The sequence below is a fragment of the Ochrobactrum sp. AP1BH01-1 genome, assembly GCF_018066705.1.
GTDB lineage: Bacteria > Pseudomonadota > Alphaproteobacteria > Rhizobiales > Rhizobiaceae > Brucella.
In genome coordinates, this window is record NZ_JAGPOU010000003.1 from 523,374 (window position 1) to 539,611 (window position 16,238).

The following is a 16,238-nucleotide window of genomic DNA, read 5'->3' on the forward strand; positions in this document are numbered from 1 at the left end:
AAACGAGCGCAGGATTCTACTTCAGATAACAGGCGTTAGAGCGTCGATCTGAATTAATCAGAGCGAAACGCGTTCTGTGCGGGAGGACGTATGGAAGCGGGCCACGATCATGCAGATGTAAAGAATACGCCGATCTCCCGGCTGTGGATCGCATTCGGCCTGACCGGAGCCTTCATGATCGCCGAAGCTGTCGGCAGTTTCATCACTGGCAGTCTGGCGCTTCTTTCCGACGCCACGCACATGGCGACGGACACCTTTGCGCTTCTGCTGGCGCTAATCGCCATTTATATTGGCCGGCGTCCTGCCGATATTTTCCGTACTTACGGCTATGCACGTTTCGAAATATTGGCAGCGGCGTTCAACGCACTTCTGCTGCTGGCCGTCGCATTCTATATTTTGTACGAGGCTTACGAACGCCTGTCGAAACCGGCTGAGGTCCAGTCGCTAGGCATGATGGCGATAGCCATTGTCGGGCTGGTCGTCAACTTCATTTCCATGCGGGTGCTGGCAGGGCACAAGGATGAGAGCCTGAACGTGAAGGGCGCTTATCTCGAGGTCTGGGCGGATATGCTCGGCTCGGTGGGCGTGATTACCGCCGCACTCCTCATTTACCTAACCGGATGGGAATGGATCGATTCCCTTATCGCTGTGGGGATAGGCTTCATGGTCTTTCCACGCACATGGGTTCTGCTCAAGGAATGCATCAACATTCTTCTGGAAGGCGTACCGGCGGGGATCGATGTGGCGCAGATCAAGACATCGATCGCCGGGGTTGCCGGCGTGGCTTCCGTGCATGATCTTCATATCTGGTCGCTAACCAAGGGCCAGCATTCGCTAACGGCTCACATCGTTCTGGAAGAAAAAGCCGACGGCGAGACAGTGCGGCGTGCTGTCGAACAGGTTTTGCAAGAGCAATATGACCTCCATCACACCACACTACAGACTGAAACGGAAAGCTGTATTCCGAAAGTACGCATTCATTGAGGTTCCAAGGCCATCAATTGCAGTTGTAATGGCAAGCGGAGCATTTCCAGCAAAAGTGTGAAACGGTTTTGCGTCGTAAAATGCGATAAAACAAATAGTTAGAGCGGTTCCGGCGATTCCGTTAAAATAGGAGCCGCTCTTGAATTCGAACGGCTCGCCGCATTTGGCTTGCGGCGAGCCGTCATCCTGTTCCGCGACAAACCGGCGGAATGGATGCGAGAAAAAATCTATCGGTCGCTCCAGACCGCAAGCTCGTTGCCTGCGGGATCGATGAAATGGAAACGGCGTCCGCCGGGAAAGGAAAATACGGGCTTGACGATAGTTCCGCCCGCTTCCGTGACCGCCTGCAGCGTGTCTTCCAGTTGGGCGGAATAAAGCACAGGCAGCGGCTTTGCGATTGCGCCGCCATCTGCATCAAAGCCTCCGTCCAGTCCTTCTGCAAAAGCCGAATAGGTGGGACCGTAATCCGTAAAACTCCACCCGAAGGCCCGTGCATAAAAGCTCTTGGTCGCGTCAAGCGAACCATTGGCGGCCGGCATTTCCAGATAATCGAGTTTTCCTGTGATACGCATGGTACGACTTCCAAAAGTTCTCTATTTGTTCTTACGATGGTGGGGAATCCCCACTCTTGTCAAGACGATACGACATGGAAACTGTTCAGAAACGCAGTCGCCCCATCGTTGGCATGTCGGCATATTGAAACATTTCAACCTATCGGGACGTTATTTCCCCTGCACCAGCGATAAACTGATTGCGTGTTGAAGGGATAATATTGGCATTACCGACCGGACCTCAATTTCACGGAGCGCGCCCTTTCACGCAAGTCAGGAAACTTCTTTCCAGGTTGAAGTCTAATCGATTCTATTGTCGCGGCCGCGCTTTTTTGGTTGGCAGCAGTGTTGCTGATCGCATAAGCAACAGGAGCAGGTTCAAGGAGTGCTTGCAACTGTTGCAAGCCTTTTATGAGCCGTCCTGCATCAAGGGAGGCCATGATGGCGAAGTGGGTGTACACATTCGGCGACGGCAAGGCAGAAGGTGCGGCAAGCGACCGTAATCTTCTCGGCGGCAAGGGAGCGAACCTGGCTGAAATGAGCAGCCTTGGTCTTCCAGTGCCTCCGGGCTTTACCATTACGACCGAAGTCTGCACCTATTATTACGATCATGAGCGTTCCTATCCAACCGAACTGAATGATCAGGTTCAGGCGGCTTTGAGCCATATTGCGGCAGTGACGGGGCGCAATTTCGGCGATGCCGAAAAGCCGCTTTTGGTGTCGGTGCGCTCCGGCGCCCGGGCTTCCATGCCGGGCATGATGGATACGGTGCTCAATCTTGGTCTCAACGATGAGACCGTGGAGGCCATTGCGCGCGAGGCGGGGGATGAGCGCTTTGCCTATGACAGCTACCGCCGCTTCATCCAGATGTATTCGGATGTCGTTCTGGGCGTCGACCACGGCTTTTTTGAAGAAATTCTCGAAGACAAGAAGGCCGACCTCGGCGTCGAGGTCGATACGGCGCTGACAGCGGAGGACTGGAAGGATGTTATCGGCTCTTACAAGGCCAAGGTTGAGGAAGAACTTGGCCAGCCTTTCCCGCAAGACCCGCGAGAACAGCTTTGGGGCGCCATCGGCGCTGTCTTCTCAAGCTGGATGAATGCGCGCGCCATCACCTATCGGCGCCTGCACAATATTCCGGCGGCCTGGGGCACGGCCGTCAATGTGCAGGCCATGGTATTTGGCAATATGGGTGAAACCTCTGCCACGGGCGTCGCGTTCACGCGCAATCCTTCGACAGGCGAGAAGAAACTCTACGGCGAGTTCCTCGTCAATGCGCAGGGCGAAGACGTCGTCGCGGGTATCCGCACGCCGCAGAATATTACCGAGGAAGCGCGTATCGCAGCCGGGTCCGACAAGCCGTCGCTGGAAAAGGTGATGCCGGAAGCTTTTGCTGAATTCCTCAACGTCGCCGACCGGTTCGAACAGCATTATCGCGATATGCAGGACCTTGAATTCACTATCGAGCGCGGCAAATTGTGGATGCTCCAGACCCGCTCTGGCAAGCGCACCGCAAAGGCCGCGTTGAAAATGGCCGTCGAAATGGCGGGCGAAGGCCTAATTTCCGAGGAAGAAGCGGTTCTGCGCGTCGATCCGGCAGCGCTCGACCAGTTGCTGCACCCAACCATCGACCCACGCGCCGAGCGTCAGGTGATCGGTCAGGGGCTGCCCGCATCGCCGGGGGCTGCGACGGGCGAAATCGTCTTCTCTTCCGAAGATGCCGAACAGGCAAAATCGGAAGGCCGCAAGGTTATCCTCGTTCGCATTGAAACCAGCCCGGAAGATATTCACGGTATGCACGCGGCGGAAGGCATTCTGACGACACGCGGTGGCATGACCAGTCACGCGGCAGTCGTTGCCCGCGGCATGGGCAAGCCCTGTGTTTCCGGCGCGGGATCGCTACGCGTCGATTATCGCAACGGCGTCATGCTGGCGGCTGGCCAGACCTTCAGGAAGGGCGACGTGGTCACGGTCGACGGCGGCACCGGGCAGGTTCTCAAAGGTGCGGTCGCCATGCTGCAGCCGGAGCTTTCCGGCGATTTCGGCAAGCTGATGGAATGGGCCGACCGTACTCGCCGGATGAAGGTGCGCGCTAACGCCGAAACGCCTGCCGATGCCCGCACGGCGCGGTCGTTCGGTGCGGAAGGTATCGGCCTTTGCCGTACCGAACATATGTTCTTTGATGGAAGCCGCATCGTTGCCATGCGCGAGATGATCCTTTCCGACAATGAAGAAGGCCGACGCGCGGCGCTGGCAAAGCTTCTGCCCATGCAGCGTTCGGATTTTGTCGAGCTTTTCGAGATCATGAAGGGACTGCCCGTCACGATCCGTCTGCTCGATCCGCCATTGCATGAGTTCCTGCCGCATACGGATGAGGAAGTTGCAGAAGTTGCCCGGTCGATGGGGGTCGATGCGGCAAAACTGCGTGAACGCGCAGATAGCCTGCATGAGTTCAACCCGATGCTGGGCCATCGCGGTTGCCGTCTGGCTGTATCCTATCCGGAAATCGCGGAAATGCAGGCGCGCGCCATTTTTGAAGCAGCCGTCGAGGCTGGCAGGAAAACCGGCGAGCCTGTGGGGCCGGAAGTGATGGTGCCGCTGGTCGGTCTGAAAGCTGAACTCGATTTCGTCAAGGCGCGTATCGATGCCGTTGCAAGGGACGTCATGGCCGAGGCGGGTATCAAGATCGACTATATGGTCGGCACGATGATCGAGTTGCCGCGTGCCGCACTGCGCGCCGCCGAAATCGCTGAAACCGCCGAGTTCTTCTCGTTTGGCACCAACGATCTGACGCAGACGACATTCGGCATTTCACGCGATGACGCATCGTCCTTCCTCACCTCCTATCAGCAGCGGGGCGTGATCGAACAGGACCCGTTCGTATCGCTCGATCTGGAAGGTGTCGGTGAACTGGTGGAAATCGCCGCCGAACGTGGACGGAAGACACGCAACAATATCAAGCTTGGCATTTGCGGCGAGCATGGCGGTGATCCGGCGTCGATCGCCTTCTGCGAGAAGACCGGTCTTGACTATGTTTCCTGCTCGCCGTTCCGCGTGCCGATTGCCCGTCTGGCGGCGGCGCAGTCGGCTATACGCAAGGTTTGAGGCAGTATGCCACAGTTTGGCTTAACTGGCGGCGCAACGTGCCGCTGGTTAAAACATTTTTAGAAGACCTTGTCATGTTTCGTTATATTGCTGCGGCTGGAGCCGCCTTTCTCATTACGACCGGCATTGCCAGCGCTTATGATATCTCGCCGCAGGAGCGTGCGGAGAACAAAGTCGGCCCCGACACGATAAGAATTGTCGAGCCGCAATTGCATATTGCGCGCGGCGGCGCGGCGTCGCCGCAGGTGGCGTTGACGCTTGATGCCTGCATGGGCAAGACAGACCACCGGATACTCGACATGCTGGTGCAGAACCGCATTCCGGCAACGATTTTCGTAACGGGTCGGTGGATCAAGCAGAATCCGGACGCCATGGCGGTTCTTAAGGCCAATGCCGATCTCTTCGATATCGAGAATCATGGTGCGATGCATGTTCCGGCTATCACCAACCAGCCGAAAATGTACGGCATCACGACAGCGGGCTCACTTGAAGCTGTGCGTACGGAAATAGAGGGGGGAACGAAGGCGATCACTGATACCGAAATGCCGAAGCCTGTCTGGTATCGCGATGCGACGGCCCGTTATTCGACAGACGCCGTCAAGCTGGCGACGAGCATGGGCTACAAGATCGGCGGTTATTCCTTGAACGGCGATCAGGGCGCTTCCCTGCTGGCACCGGCGGTCGAGCGCCGCATCGCCGCCGCCCGGGATGGAGACGTCATCATTTCGCATGTCAACCAGCCGGCACGCTCGGCGGGCGAGGGCGTGGTCAAAGGCGTGCTGGCCTTGAAAGCGAAGGGAATGAAATTCGTCCGTCTGAAGGACGTCGAGACGACCATGACGCTCAACCCGGTCGCACCGCACAACCTTCACGCGGGCGTTCCAAAGTCCGCAGCGCCGAAATAATCCAGTTTGACAGTTCACGCGCCGTTGACTTTTTCCTTCGGAGAAAGGCTTTTCATCACTGCGGCATAGTTGCGGCCCAGGCTTTCGAAAACGGCATTCTCGCCCGCTGGCGGCTCGACGGACAGCGTCGTGCCGTCATTGCGCAATGTGACGAATATGACCTGATCTTCCGGTTGTCCGGCGATGGCAATTGCCCCGATGCGTTGTGCTTCGCTGGTGTCCAGCGCCGGCATGTTGAACAGCACTTCACCGCCAACACGTTCGGCGGCCTTGGCGAGAGCGGAGTCAAAACCTTCGATCAGTACGTCAATGGCCCCAAGCGCGAACTCCAGTTCGACGGCTTCAAGTGTCATCATATCGTCTGCAGTTGTCCCGTCCGATAACGGGCTGCCATTTTGAAGGGCGCGATCCATTCCGTCCTCTCCGACGATTGCAATACCTGCCCCCATATGTGCAATCATGCCTTCTGTTAGCGGTTGCTGCAATGCCTTTTTTATTTGATTTACCTAGCTTTTTCTCACTTATTCTTAAAGCTGGTGATCTTTGCAGGCTAAGAGCCCATCTCGAAAAGTGTGCAAGGGTTTCGGATAGGGTGCCGCCCGTAAAGCGATTTGCCCGGGTTATCAAGCACGCTAAACGTGCATAAGCCTTTGCGTTTATCGCCTGCTGAACGTTAACCCAGACGAGCCTTGATCGCGGTCAATGCTCTTTCATTCCGAATCTCCGACGTTCTCCCCATCACAAGGGAAATGGTGTCGGAGGGCACATGAAACTGATCTGGAAAGCGGCGGTCGGCGGCGCGGGTGCGCTGGCCGCAGCCTGGCTCTTTGCGCTTTCAACACCCCATTGGCTGACAACACGGCAGGAAAGCGCCGTCGATGTCACCGACAAGGCTTTGATCGAAAAGGGCGAATATATTGCTCATGCGGGCGATTGCGCTGCCTGCCATACGGCACCGGGTGGCAAGGCTTTTGCAGGCGGGCTCGGCATGCAGACGCCGCTTGGTACGATCTATTCCACCAACATCACGCCGGATCGTGAGGCCGGCATCGGGAGCTACAGCTATGCCGATTTCGAGCGCGCGGTGCGGCAGGGCGTGCGCCGGGATAACGTCCATCTTTATCCGGCAATGCCGTTTGTCTCCTATACGGTCGTCAATGATGAGGACATGAAGGCGCTTTATGCGTTCTTCATGTCGAAGGTGGAGCCGGTAAAGCAGGACAACCAGCCCAGCACCTTGCCATGGCCGACCAATATGCGCTGGCCGCTCGCCTACTGGCAGCTTTTCTTTGGAAACTCGCGTTCGTTCGAGATTGCAGCCGATACCGATCCGGTGATCGCCCGCGGCGCCTATCTGGTCGAAGGGCTCGGTCATTGCGGCGCGTGCCACACGCCACGTGGTCTCGCCTATGAAGAAAAAGCGATCAAGAACGACGCGAAAGGAAAGTTCCTGTCCGGTTCGGTTCTGGAAGGCTGGTATGCGAAAAACCTGCGCGATCAGGACACCGGTCTTTCGACATGGGCTGAGGACGAGATCGTCACCTTCCTGAAGACCGGACGGACCGACCGCACCGCGGCATTCGGCTCGATGGCCGATGTCGTGCAGCACTCGACTCAGTATCTGGCGGAAGATGATCTGCGTGCGATTGCCCGCTATCTGAAGTCGCTACCGCCCAGTGAAGGGCGGGAGCGCGAATGGCGGCCCAAGGAAGATGTGACGACTGCCGCCCTCAAGGCTGGGGATTTCACTGCGCCGGGCGCCCTGTCTTATGTCGAGCAATGTTCGGTTTGCCACCGAATGGACGGTAAGGGTGCGCCGCGCATCTATCCTGCACTTGCAGGCAATTCGATTGTCTTTGCCGATGACCCAAGCTCGCTTATTCAAGTTACGCTGACCGGGGGCAGAACGCCCGAAACGCCAGCGGACAAGATGGCTTTCACCATGCCCGGCTTTGCCGATCTTCCGAACTGGCAGGTCGCCGAAATCCTGAACTTCATTCGCAACGGCTGGGGCAACCACGGCGCAGCCATAACGGAGCAGGATATCGCCCGCATGCGGCGTGAAATCGCTCACAAGCCTGCCCAGTACGTTCCGGAGAACAAGCAATGAAAACCAGTACGATTGTCGTTCTTGGTGCCGGTTTTGCCGTGGCGGTAACGGGCGGCGCTTTCCTTTTCAATCATCTGCGGCCTTCGCTGGATGCTCCGGCTCCCAAGGCCTATGCGGTCCTGGACAAGGATAAGAAACAGGTCGGAACCTATGTCATTCCGCCGGACCGTGACATTCTAAAACAGCCGAACGCGCCCGAGATCATGCATGGAAAGCGGTTGCTCAACGAAACGGCGCGGCTTCTGCCTGACTATGTCGGCAATGGTCTGAACTGCAATTCCTGCCACATGGGGCAGGGCAAGATGGATAACGTTGCGCCCTATATCAATACCAGCAACTTTTATCCTGCCGTCATGCCCCGTGCAGGCAAGGAAGTCGATCTGGTGATGCGCATCAATGGCTGTTTCCAGCGTTCGATGAACGGCAAGCCCTTGCCCCCCGACGGCGCTGATATGAAGGCGATGGTCGCCTATATGGACTGGCTGCGGCAGGATGTGAAAAAGGGAACCAAAGTGGCGATACGCAATGCCGGTCCCATCGATGAAAGCCTCGTTCCCGATCCGGTTAACGGTGCAAAAATCTACGCTGCACAATGCTCTACCTGCCATGGAGCTGGCGGCGAAGGCATGAAAGATCAGGCAGGCGATTATATCTTCCCGCCGCTTTGGGGTGATGAAAGCTTCAACATCGGGGCGGGACTGGCTCGCACCTACAAGGCGGCGCAATTTGTCAAATATGCGATGCCGCCTGCCCAGAACTACAATCTGCCCATCGGGCAGGGCGGGGTTCTGACCGATCAGGAAGCAGTCGACGTATCGGAATATTTCACTCACATGCCGCGTCCTGATTTCGCCGGCAAGGTGAAGGACTGGCCGAACACAAAGAAGCCGAAAGACGCGCGTTACTGAATGGGCCACCGGAAAAAGCACCCGGCCATGCGCAGGACAGGTCGGGTGCCTGATTTCCACTTTGGGGTTTTGCCGAGCGAAAATCTCTCTGCTATTCATACCGTGAAAACAGAGGGACGTTCTCGGAGACTGCATGAGAAAACTTCGCTACCAGCGGCGTCAGTCGCGCTCTGCGGTCTGGGCGCTTCGGCTTGGCATTTTTGCGGCCTTGCTGCTCGCGCTGGCGTTTTTGCTGCATCGCTTCTGGAAGCTGGAGACACCGGATCTGGTACTGGTTGCCGGATTGAGTACCGCTCTCGCGGCTCTGGCCTTGCTCTGTGCCGCCAAGGGTTTTCGCAACCTGTGGGTCAATGGCGACAAGGGCGGCGCACGGTCCGTCTCGGGCGGTTTGTTCGCTTTTGCCGTGTTAGTGCCGGTGGGGCTGGTGGCAGCACTGTGGTACACGTCCCCACCGCTTTACGACCTCTCGACCGACTTTGAGACACCGCCGCAATTTCCACCTGACATGCCGTCGCGTCTGCAATGGATGAACCCGCTGACCGTTGCGGTGAGCGGCGATGTGCTGACCCAATTGACGGCCTATCCCGATGTCGTCGGACGCCGCTATGAAGCCGCCCCCGATCGGGTCGCACAAGGTGTCAAAACGGTTTTCAAGACATTCGGATGGCAGGTGATCGCGCATGATGCTCCGTCGCCGGAGCAGAATGCAACGCGGTTTGTCGCAACCGCGCATAGTTTCATTCTGGGCCTCAAGAGCGATATCGTCATCCGTTTGTCTGACGAGGGCGAGACGACCTATGTCGATGTGCGCTCGCTGTCGCGCTACGGCAGGCGCGATATGGGGCAGAATGCGAGCTTTATCACCGAATTTCTGGGTGCGCTTGAAGGTGAGGTCAACAAGGCTCCACGCGACGTGGAATAATCAGCCCGGAAAATAGATGCTGTCGAGCGACGGATGGCCGTCGGCCTTGACCTCGCCCCGTCCGACCAGATCTTCCAGATGCGCCAGCACCGATAGCGCAGCCGCACCATGCAGTCGTGGATCGGTATCGCGGTAGATGACCTTAACCATGTCGCCGATCGTCCTGTCGCCCTGCAGGACGCGCTCGAAGATGGCGCGTTCGCGCATCTTGCGATGCGCGCGCAGGCCGCGAACGAAAGCAGCAGGCTTGGTGACGGCCCCGCCATGGCCCGGCAGATAGACCTTGTCATCGCGAGCCAGCAGTTTTTCCAGCGAGACCATATAATCGCTCATGGAGCCGTCGGGCGGCGCGACAATGGATGTCGCCCACGCCATGACATGGTCGGCGGAAAAAACAACGCCGGTATTCTTCAGGCCGAACGCCATGTGATTGGCGGCATGTCCGGGGGTATGAATGCCTTCCAGAGCCCAGCCGTCGCCTTCGATCGTGCTGCCGTCTGCCATCACGATATCCGGAATGAAATCCGTATCGGCGCTTGCTTCGAGCATGTTTACTTCGCCCGCATAATAGGGGCGGGCAGGGCGATGCGGCCCCTCGGCGACCGTGCGCGCGCCAAGGGTTACCTTCAGGCGTTGCGCCAGCGGCGAGTGGTCGCGGTGGGTGTGGCTGATGAAAATGTGGCTGACCGGCCGACCGGCAATAGCCGCGATCAGGGCATGATAGTGCGCCTCGTCTTCAGGGCCGGGGTCGATAAGGGCCAGCGTATCGGTGCCGATAATATAGCTGTTGGTGCCGTGAAAGGTGAAAGCGCTCGGATTATTGACGGTGAGGCGCAAAATGCCTTTACCCAGTTCGACCGGTTCCCCATATTGGGGTGTGAAACTGCTGTCGAAAACAAGCGCCATGGAAGCGGCTTCCAATTCTTCTTTGGTTTGATTGATGAAACGGCATAGGCCTTATATAGTCGGGTTGCAAACGTGAACAGTCGCGCGCGCTGACAATCGCGTCAGGAGTCAGATTCCGGTATCTGCCGCCGCGTCAAAAGTGGAGTTGGATATGTCTCATAGAGCAAAGTCTCGCATTGCTGTCGCATCTTTGGCTGCGGAGTATCTGCCCACCGGACAACTGGCCCGTGCTTTCTGGTTTGTGGGTCTTGCGCTGATCGGAACGGCTGTGCTTGCCATTTCCGCCAAGATCAAGGTCGATCTCGTCTACGTCAATGTGACGATGCAGACCTTCGCTCTTTTTGCAATTTCGGCCCTTTACGGATCGCGCCTCGCCGTGGCGACGGTCGCGCTTTATCTGCTTGAAGGCGCCCTTGGCATGCCGGTCTTCACCGGAACGCCGGAAAAAGGCATTGGCCTTGCCTATATGGTTGGCCCGACGGGCGGCTACCTTCTTTCCTACCTTGCCGCGGCCTGGATCGTCGGACGCGCCGCCGACAAGGGTCTGGCGCGCAATCCCTTCGCTCTCGGCGGTGCCATGCTGCTCGCGGAAGCCATCATTCTATTGATGGGCGCTGGCTGGATGGCCTATCTCTTCGGTCTGGAAAAGGCCATTGCCTTCGGCTTCGGCGCATTCATCGTGGGCGACCTTGTGAAGCTCGCACTCGCTGCCTGCGGCGTGCCTGCGATGATGTCGCTTCTGAAGCGTTGAAATTTCCAGTTCTAAGCGTGATGAGAGCCGGGCGATTCGCCCGGCTTTTGTGTTTCGGTTGAAACTGCTTCGCAATTGACAGATGCGTTGCAGCCCAGCTTTGTCGCTATAACGGATCTGTTTTCAAGGGGAGGATGATTTGCGCGTCGAAACTCTGGTGGTCGAACCGCTGACAAAAGAGGCTTTTGCGCCGTTTGGCGATGTCATCGAGACGGAAGGGGCTGAACTTCGGCTCATCAACAATGGCACCACGGAGCGGTATCACGATCTCGCACGTGTTGAAGCCGCTGGCACCGAGGCCCGGGTGCTCGTCAATATTTTCCGGGGACAATCATTCGAGGCGCCCATCGAAATCGCCATGATGGAACGCCACCCATTCGGCTCGCAGGCATTCATTCCGTTGAACGGCAGGCCGTTCCTCGTGGTGGTTGCCGAAGATGCTGGCGGCAAGCCTGCACGTCCCCGTGTTTTCCTTGCGCGCGGTGACCAGGGCGTCAATTATCTGCGCAATGCATGGCATCACCCACTGTTGGCGCTCGAGCAGAAATCCGATTTTCTGGTTGTCGACAGGGCAGGCAAGGAGGACAATCTGGAGGAGTTTTTCTTCTCCGATGCTCTCTATCGCATCGAAACGATCAAACCGGCCTGAGCGTATTGAGGTAGACTTATGGGTAAACTTTCCACACATGTTCTCGACACCGCCCACGGCAGTCCCGCCGCCGCGATGCGCATCGAGCTTTATCGGATTGTCGCAAACGGCGGGTCCGAACTCATCAAGCGGACGGTGACCAATCTGGATGGCCGCACCGATGCGCCACTGCTTTTAGGCGACGAAATGCGGACCGGCACTTATGAATTGCAGTTTCATGTTGCCGAATATTTTGAGGGACGTGGGGCCGAACTGGCCAATCCGCCGTTTCTGGACCTTATTCCGATCCGCTTCGCAATTGCTGATGTCGAGGGGCACTACCATGTGCCGTTGCTCGTTAGCCCGTGGTCCTATTCCACCTATCGCGGAAGTTGACCGGACTTATCCCCTCTGCCGTTGAGAGAAATAGACTCCTCGCATCATTCATTGCGAGGAGTTCTTCATGGACCAAACCCCAAATCTGAAATTGCCCTATATCCTGCCCAGCCAGGCGCAGAAGCATGTCACCCACAATGAGGCATTGCGCTTGCTGGATGCCGTGGTGCATCTGAGCGTCAGGTCGCGAACCCGAACTGACGCACCGGAAACCCCTGCAGGCGGAGACCGCTATCTGGTGGCCGCACCCGCTTCAGGGAACTGGACCGGCAAAGAGGGGACGATTGCCTGCTTCATTGATGGCGGTTGGCTGTTCGTCACGCCTGCTATCGGTTGGCAGGCCTATGTCGAGGATGAAGCACAGTTGCTGGTTTTCGATGGCGCGCTCTGGAAAGGCGTTTCGTCAGTTCCTGACAGTTTGTCCCTGACCATGTTGGGCGTGCAGGCAACAGCCGATGCGGTCAACCGGCTCGCGGTCTCGTCCGACGCAAGCCTGTTCAACAATGCCGGGGCAGGGCACCAGATCAAGGTAAACAAGCAGGCGGTCACTGATACGGCAAGCCTTCTATACCAGACCAACTGGACCGGTTTTGCCGAAATGGGGCTGAATGGCAGCAACGATTTCAGCGTGAAGGTAAGCAGCGATGCAGGACAATGGCGGGAGGCGATCAAGATCGATCACGCTACAGGCAATGTCGCCATCGGTTCGGTCTGGCCGCAGACCAGGCTTCATGTCGATGGCCCGATCCGCCCCGCATCCTATGCCATTGCGGCGCTGCCCTCCGCGGGAAGCAACGGCTCAGGCGCGATGGTTTTCGTCACCGATGGTCCGTCCGGCGCGGAAATGCTCTATTCGGATGGCGTGAACTGGCGAAGCGTTCGCAGCGGTGCCGTTATTGCCTGAAGCACGATCCCCGTGAGTCGGGTTTCGCAAATCCACTAGGCGCGGCGGGTTTGCCGTGCGGCGGGCGCAGCGCTGCTTCGCAGCCAAAAGATGTTTGTTAAGCGCCTGAAACTGCAATTGATATAGTCCTGTCAGTGGACTCATGATAACGGTGGCGAGACATTAGAATACTTCGCAGCTACGACGTGCGGCACGCCGCGAAGGGATTGACTAAGTTTTAGTCCCAAATAGTAGTATGAATAGCCTTATGGCGCTGGAATCGTTCCGGTATTTCTCTCCGTCGGGGAGCGGGATTACACGCGTATGAGTTTGAAATATCCATGGCAGAGACTGGCGCTTTTGCCCCGCGCCAGCAAACAGATCATTCTGATGCTGAGCGACTGTGTTCTGCTGTTGCTGAGTGCCTATATCGCGTTCGTCATACGTCTCGGCTTCGTTTTCGTACCGAACGAGGGACAAACGTTCCTGATTTTCATCGCGCCCGTTCTGGCAATTCCGGTCTTCATTCGCTTCGGGCTTTACCGCGCCATCATCCGCTATCTGGCGGAGCGTGCAATCTGGCCGATTTTTCAGGCGACGGCCATTGCCTCCCTGTTCTGGGTTGCGCTGGTGTTCCTGATGGAACTCTACGGCAGCGCCGGGCTGCCGCGCTCGGTCCCGCTGCTCTACTGGCTTTTGAGCACCGTTTTTATCTCCGCCAGCCGTTTCGGTGCGAAATGGCTTTTGCGCAGCGCTGAATCGGACAAACGCTATACAAGTTCTGCATTGATCATTGGCGTGGGCGAACCCGCCCGCCAGCTCGCAACCGCGCTTCGCAGCCACAGCGACACATTGGTTGTCGGCTTTGTCGATCCTGACGGCCAGCTTATTGGCATGGATATCGTGGGATTGCGTGTTTACGGTGTGGAAGATATTCCCGCCCTGATCGAAAACTACGGCATCAAGCAGGTGGTCGTGTCGGAGCCGGGGCTGGAACAGAAGCAGCGTCAGGATTTTGCGCGGCTTCTTGGGCGCCTTCCGGTCAATACGCGTATTCTGCCGCCCATTGCCGATCTGACGGCGGGCAAATATCTGGTCAGCTCGCTTCGCAATGTTGAAATCGACGACCTGCTCGGACGTTCGCCGGTGCCGCCGGATGCGGCCTTGTTGCGGGAAGTGGTTGAAGGCCGACGCATTATGGTGACGGGTGCCGGTGGATCGATTGGCAGCCAGCTCTGCCGTACCATTGCGCAATGGAACCCGGCCTCCATTGTCCTGTTCGAATCAAGCGAGTTCGCGCTTTACAATATCGACAGGCAACTGAGGCAAATAGCCGGTTGCGAGATCGTGCCGATCCTCGGCACAGTCAGCAGTCGCAAATGCGTCGAGAAGGCCATTCGCGACCACAACGTCGATACGGTCTATCACTGCGCGGCGTACAAACACGTGCCCCTTGTCGAAAAGAACCCATTGGTCGGTATCTACAACAATGTCTTCGGCACGCTGGAAGTGGCGCAGGCGGCTCTTGATACTGACGTCGAACGCATGGTCCTCATCTCGTCCGACAAGGCAGTGCGGCCAACCAATGTCATGGGCGCAACCAAGCGCTGGGCCGAGCTGGTTGTCTATTATTCCGGTATACTCGCCGAGGAGTCGGGAAAGAAGAAGGCATTCTATTCAGTCCGATTCGGCAATGTGCTGGGCTCGAACGGTTCGGTCGTCCCGCTTTTCCGTGAGCAGATTGCCAGTGGCGGTCCCATTACCCTCACCCATGAAGACATGACCCGCTATTTCATGTCGATAAAGGAGGCTGCCGAGCTTATCGTGCAGTCCGGTGGCATTGCCGCATCCGGCGACACGGTACTGCTGGAAATGGGCGAGCCGGTCAGGATTCGCGATCTGGCAGAGAATATGATTCTGCTGGCAGGGCTGACCGTTCGCAATGAAGAAAATCCGCATGGCGACATCGCCATCGAGGTGACAGGGATTCGCGAAGGCGAGAAGATGTATGAAGAACTCTTCTACGATCCTTCGCTGGCGCAGCCGACGCGCCATCCCAAGATCATGCGCGCGCCGAAAGGCAACAAGGCAGCTGTGGATGTTCCGGCCAGCCTTGCAGCCCTGCGTATTGCCATGGAAAGCGGCGATGTTGATGCAGTCCGCAAGGTGCTGTTCGACGTTATAGCTTCCTGAACCGGCCGCGGAAATCCAGCAGCAGAAGCAGCGTCGCCACGACTGCCACGAGCAGGAATGCGACCTGTGTGATTGTGTGGTCCAAAGCAAGCAGCGCAACGGCGCAGGCGATGAGAATCAGGTTCAGAAGTGCGACGTGGCTGACGACCTTCGGTACGCTCCAGCCCGCGCGCTTCGCCGTCTGATAAGCATGTTTGGAATGCGCTTTCAGGATATTCTCGCCTTGGCTCAGCCGCATCACGATGGTGGTTCCCGCATCGAGAATGTAATAGAGCGGCAGGATCAGCGCGACGACGATGTGTGTTTCGCGTGCCAGCAGGATCAGCGCCGTGCCCGTGATCAGGCCAAGCGGCAGGCTTCCTGAATCACCCAGAAAAATTGTCGCTGGCGGTCGGTTGAACAGCGCGAAACCGAGAATTCCACCCGCCGCAATAGTCCCGATGCCGCCGCTTTCCAACCCAGCGAGCCCAAGAGCTGCAAGAAGCCCGATACCCGCCAAAGGAATCCCGATGCCCGCAGCGGTCATCAGGTCGAGGCCATCCATGAAATTGGTCACATTTATCGCTACCATGAGCGCAATGACTATGAGCGCTGCCTCCAGCCAGTGCGGCAATAGTTCCGGCAACAGCCGGAAATCCGGTCCCAGACCGTAAACAACGAGTCCAGCCGCAATGAACTGCGACCCCAGCCGAATAATTTCTGAAAGCTCGTAACGATCATCCAGCCCTCCGACGATCCAGAGGAGTAGAGAGGCTCCCGAAAGACAGAGCGCCAGATGCGCATTGACTTCCAGATCCGGCGCAAAAATCAGCATCGTCGCGATGATTGCGGGAACGAGCGCCAGCCCGCCGATCTGTCGGGCCACTGTGGTATGGTTGGAGCGCGAACTCATGCGGGCCGCAAGAAAGCGCTCGGGCAAGAGCCGGTTCAGCAGATAGAGACCGATGCCGCACAAGGCGGCGCTCACGAGAAATGAGATCAACAGAAACAGCATAG

15 protein-coding genes are annotated in these 16,238 nt (G+C 57.6%); 11 read left to right on the forward strand and 4 right to left on the reverse strand.

What is annotated here, in order from left to right:
• Positions 1 to 90: 90 nt before the first annotated feature.
• Positions 91 to 984, forward strand: a complete 894-nt coding sequence (locus J9800_RS13125) for a cation diffusion facilitator family transporter (protein ID WP_210845746.1) — start codon at positions 91 to 93, stop codon at positions 982 to 984.
• A gap of 227 nt (positions 985 to 1,211) precedes the next feature.
• Here the strand turns inward: J9800_RS13125 and J9800_RS13130 are convergent, their stop codons facing one another.
• A complete protein-coding gene (locus J9800_RS13130; RefSeq protein WP_210845748.1) occupies positions 1,212 to 1,556 on the reverse strand; it encodes a VOC family protein in 345 nt (114 codons plus the stop codon).
• 420 nt (positions 1,557 to 1,976) lie between these two features.
• On the opposite strand from J9800_RS13130, the gene ppdK reads away from it, so the two are divergent.
• Both ppdK and J9800_RS13140 read left to right on the forward strand, forming a co-directional pair.
• Positions 1,977 to 4,640, forward strand: a complete 2,664-nt coding sequence (gene ppdK / locus J9800_RS13135) for a pyruvate, phosphate dikinase (RefSeq protein ID WP_210845750.1) — start codon at positions 1,977 to 1,979, stop codon at positions 4,638 to 4,640.
• A gap of 74 nt (positions 4,641 to 4,714) precedes the next feature.
• A complete protein-coding gene (locus J9800_RS13140) occupies positions 4,715 to 5,545 on the forward strand; it encodes a polysaccharide deacetylase family protein (RefSeq protein WP_210845752.1) in 831 nt (276 codons plus the stop codon).
• A gap of 14 nt (positions 5,546 to 5,559) precedes the next feature.
• On the opposite strand, the gene J9800_RS13145 is transcribed toward J9800_RS13140, so the two are convergent.
• A complete protein-coding gene (locus tag J9800_RS13145) occupies positions 5,560 to 5,958 on the reverse strand; it encodes a hypothetical protein (RefSeq protein ID WP_121980503.1) in 399 nt (132 codons plus the stop codon).
• A 353-nt stretch (positions 5,959 to 6,311) separates the two neighbouring features.
• On the opposite strand from J9800_RS13145, the gene J9800_RS13150 reads away from it, so the two are divergent.
• The 3 genes from J9800_RS13150 (at position 6,312) to J9800_RS13160 (ending at position 9,485) form a co-directional block, all read left to right on the forward strand.
• Positions 6,312 to 7,655, forward strand: a complete 1,344-nt coding sequence (locus J9800_RS13150; protein WP_210845754.1) for a c-type cytochrome — start codon at positions 6,312 to 6,314, stop codon at positions 7,653 to 7,655.
• Positions 7,652 to 8,563, forward strand: coding sequence for a c-type cytochrome (locus J9800_RS13155; RefSeq protein ID WP_210845756.1), 912 nt, complete (start codon positions 7,652 to 7,654; stop codon positions 8,561 to 8,563). Before J9800_RS13150 ends, J9800_RS13155 begins: the two co-directional genes overlap by 4 nt.
• Before the next feature lie 133 nt (positions 8,564 to 8,696).
• The gene (locus tag J9800_RS13160) at positions 8,697 to 9,485 is read left to right on the forward strand and encodes a DUF1499 domain-containing protein (protein WP_210845757.1); all 789 of its coding nucleotides are present in this window, start codon (positions 8,697 to 8,699) and stop codon (positions 9,483 to 9,485) included.
• Here J9800_RS13160 and J9800_RS13165 read toward each other — a convergent pair whose 3' ends face one another.
• Entirely contained in the window at positions 9,486 to 10,391 is a 906-nt protein-coding gene (locus tag J9800_RS13165; RefSeq protein WP_210845759.1) for an MBL fold metallo-hydrolase, read from the reverse strand. It abuts the gene before it with no gap.
• A gap of 151 nt (positions 10,392 to 10,542) precedes the next feature.
• On the opposite strand from J9800_RS13165, the gene J9800_RS13170 reads away from it, so the two are divergent.
• From J9800_RS13170 to J9800_RS13190, 5 genes are all read left to right on the forward strand, one after another.
• The gene (locus J9800_RS13170; RefSeq protein WP_121980498.1) at positions 10,543 to 11,142 is read left to right on the forward strand and encodes a biotin transporter BioY; all 600 of its coding nucleotides are present in this window, start codon (positions 10,543 to 10,545) and stop codon (positions 11,140 to 11,142) included.
• A gap of 139 nt (positions 11,143 to 11,281) precedes the next feature.
• Positions 11,282 to 11,791: an ureidoglycolate lyase gene (locus J9800_RS13175; protein WP_210845761.1), complete on the forward strand. Its 510-nt coding sequence runs from the start codon at positions 11,282 to 11,284 to the stop codon at positions 11,789 to 11,791.
• Positions 11,792 to 11,809: 18 nt separating this feature from the next.
• Positions 11,810 to 12,166, forward strand: a complete 357-nt coding sequence (gene uraH / locus J9800_RS13180; RefSeq protein WP_210845764.1) for a hydroxyisourate hydrolase — start codon at positions 11,810 to 11,812, stop codon at positions 12,164 to 12,166.
• 67 nt (positions 12,167 to 12,233) lie between these two features.
• A complete protein-coding gene (locus J9800_RS13185) occupies positions 12,234 to 13,070 on the forward strand; it encodes a DUF2793 domain-containing protein (RefSeq protein ID WP_210845766.1) in 837 nt (278 codons plus the stop codon).
• Between the two features lie 303 nt (positions 13,071 to 13,373).
• Positions 13,374 to 15,242, forward strand: a complete 1,869-nt coding sequence (locus J9800_RS13190; RefSeq protein WP_210845768.1) for a polysaccharide biosynthesis protein — start codon at positions 13,374 to 13,376, stop codon at positions 15,240 to 15,242.
• Here J9800_RS13190 and J9800_RS13195 read toward each other — a convergent pair.
• Positions 15,229 to 16,236: an MraY family glycosyltransferase gene (locus J9800_RS13195; RefSeq protein ID WP_210845770.1), complete on the reverse strand. Its 1,008-nt coding sequence runs from the start codon at positions 16,234 to 16,236 to the stop codon at positions 15,229 to 15,231. The two genes, J9800_RS13190 and J9800_RS13195, sit on opposite strands and share 14 nt — an antisense overlap.
• Between the last annotated feature and the right edge of the window lie 2 nt (positions 16,237 to 16,238).

Bases quoted from the DNA above. Each gene is read 5' to 3' on its own strand.
- J9800_RS13125 (WP_210845746.1), top strand. From the start codon at position 91: ATGGAAGCGGGCCACGATCATGCAGATGTAAAGAATACGCCGATCTCC.
- J9800_RS13130 (WP_210845748.1), bottom strand. From the start codon at position 1,556: ATGCGTATCACAGGAAAACTCGATTATCTGGAAATGCCGGCCGCCAAT.
- ppdK (WP_210845750.1), top strand. From the start codon at position 1,977: ATGGCGAAGTGGGTGTACACATTCGGCGACGGCAAGGCAGAAGGTGCG.
- J9800_RS13140 (WP_210845752.1), top strand. From the start codon at position 4,715: ATGTTTCGTTATATTGCTGCGGCTGGAGCCGCCTTTCTCATTACGACC.
- J9800_RS13145 (WP_121980503.1), bottom strand. From the start codon at position 5,958: ATGGATCGCGCCCTTCAAAATGGCAGCCCGTTATCGGACGGGACAACT.
- J9800_RS13150 (WP_210845754.1), top strand. From the start codon at position 6,312: ATGAAACTGATCTGGAAAGCGGCGGTCGGCGGCGCGGGTGCGCTGGCC.
- J9800_RS13155 (WP_210845756.1), top strand. From the start codon at position 7,652: ATGAAAACCAGTACGATTGTCGTTCTTGGTGCCGGTTTTGCCGTGGCG.
- J9800_RS13160 (WP_210845757.1), top strand. From the start codon at position 8,697: ATGAGAAAACTTCGCTACCAGCGGCGTCAGTCGCGCTCTGCGGTCTGG.
- J9800_RS13165 (WP_210845759.1), bottom strand. From the start codon at position 10,391: ATGGCGCTTGTTTTCGACAGCAGTTTCACACCCCAATATGGGGAACCG.
- J9800_RS13170 (WP_121980498.1), top strand. From the start codon at position 10,543: ATGTCTCATAGAGCAAAGTCTCGCATTGCTGTCGCATCTTTGGCTGCG.
- uraH (WP_210845764.1), top strand. From the start codon at position 11,810: ATGGGTAAACTTTCCACACATGTTCTCGACACCGCCCACGGCAGTCCC.
- J9800_RS13185 (WP_210845766.1), top strand. From the start codon at position 12,234: ATGGACCAAACCCCAAATCTGAAATTGCCCTATATCCTGCCCAGCCAG.
- J9800_RS13190 (WP_210845768.1), top strand. From the start codon at position 13,374: ATGAGTTTGAAATATCCATGGCAGAGACTGGCGCTTTTGCCCCGCGCC.
- J9800_RS13195 (WP_210845770.1), bottom strand. From the start codon at position 16,236: ATGCTGTTTCTGTTGATCTCATTTCTCGTGAGCGCCGCCTTGTGCGGC.